The 1,468-nt window shown below is 67.4% G+C and carries 2 protein-coding genes; both read left to right on the top strand.

Going from position 1 to position 1,468, the window contains the following annotated elements:
* Positions 1-109: 109 nt before the first annotated feature.
* Positions 110-946: an ABC transporter substrate-binding protein gene (locus tag LQV45_RS31940; protein WP_230011479.1), complete on the top strand. Its 837-nt coding sequence runs from the start codon at positions 110-112 to the stop codon at positions 944-946.
* Positions 947-1,033: 87 nt separating this feature from the next.
* Positions 1,034-1,468: hypothetical protein (locus LQV45_RS31935; RefSeq protein ID WP_230011476.1), on the top strand; the 435-nt coding region annotated here is incomplete at its 3' end.

Here is a 1,468-nt window from a genome sequence, read left to right as displayed (position 1 = left end):
TCGGCGAACTCGGTACCCAGCGTTCAACGGTCCGTGGGCCCAGCGGGCAGTTGCCGCCCTGGTATGTGGATCGCCCGGACGCGGTCGCCGCGGCCGGCGGGGCCGCCCCGTGATCCTGCGCCAAAGCCATTTCGTCCCGCCGGTGTCCTATCTGCTGGCGGACGAGCTGGGATTCCTGCGAGGATCAGAGGTGCTGCCCACCCGGACCACCTCGAGCGCCGAACAGCTGAGGGCCTTGCTTGCCGGGGAGCAGGACATGGTAGTCACGGCGATCGACAACCTGTTCGAATGGACCCGGGCAGGGGCCGACCTGCGCCTGGTTGCCCAGATCGAGGCGACCACGCCGCTGGGCCTCCATGCCCGCGGCGACGCGGATTCCCTCGCGGACCTGGCCGGGTGCCGGTTCGCGGTGGACGCCCCCGACAACGGTTTCGCGCTCATCGCCAAGCGCCTGCTGCTCGACGCCGGCGTCGAGGTCAACTACGTGGTGGTCGGGGGCGTGCGCGAACGACTGGACGCGCTGCTCGGCGGCCAAGTCGACGCGGCCCTGCTCGGGCCACCGTTCGACAAACTGGCCGAACAGGCCGGGATGCGGCGCGTGGTGGATGTCAATGCCCTGCTGCCGGAATTGCCTGGCCAAGGTCTGGTGGTCCGCGCCGAGCTTCTCGAATCCGAGGAACTGGAAGGCTACCTGCGCGCACTGGTGTGCGGGGGAGAGGCCGGACAGGCCATTGCCGAGTTGCTTGAACGCCGCGGTTACCAAGCGGCGGCCGCGGCGGCCTGGGGCACGCGCGCCCTTACGCTCACGGTGGATCGCTGCGGACTGGAGTTGCTGACCGAGATTCGCCGAAGCCTGGGCATGCTCCCGCCGGACATTGGTCTGGAGGAGCTCTGCGACGGCGAACCACTCCTGAGGGCCACCCTTTCCGGCACTATCGGTAACTGAGCTTCACCCGCACGAAGTTGTCTATTGCAACTCCGTAAACCCGATGCGATACTGTACGTATCGTATGAGAGACTTTGAGGAGCAACCATGAAACTGGGACGTATAGCAGTGGCAACGCCCGACGGCGAACAGATTCGACTCGTCGCGGCCCAGCCGGAGCAGGGCCGGGTTATTGACCTTGCCCGCGCCTATGCCCTGACGCTGCAACGCAAGGGCGCCGAGCCGGATCGCGCCCGGGCACTTGCCCTGGCGGTGCTTCCCGGAAGCCTGGCAGCGGGAATCGGCGGAGGCTCCATCTTCCTGGACTCCGCCCACGAGGCGCTTGCCGCAGCAGACGACGCTTCGTACGGCATCGACGAGGTCTCGTGGCGCGCGGCGGTCGACGCCCCGGTCATCCGCGACGGGCTGACCTTCGAGCAGCACACCCAGAACTTCCACCGCATTGTCGCCAAGGCCCAGCCGGCACGCTCCATCTACGATCGTCCGGGGTATTTCAAGGGCACTACTGCCATGTCCTACGGC

The sequence above is a fragment of the Microbacterium sp. Bi128 genome (genome assembly GCF_918698205.1).
Note: the sequence above shows the minus strand (reverse complement) of the source record. Positions and strands in the feature narration are given on the sequence as shown.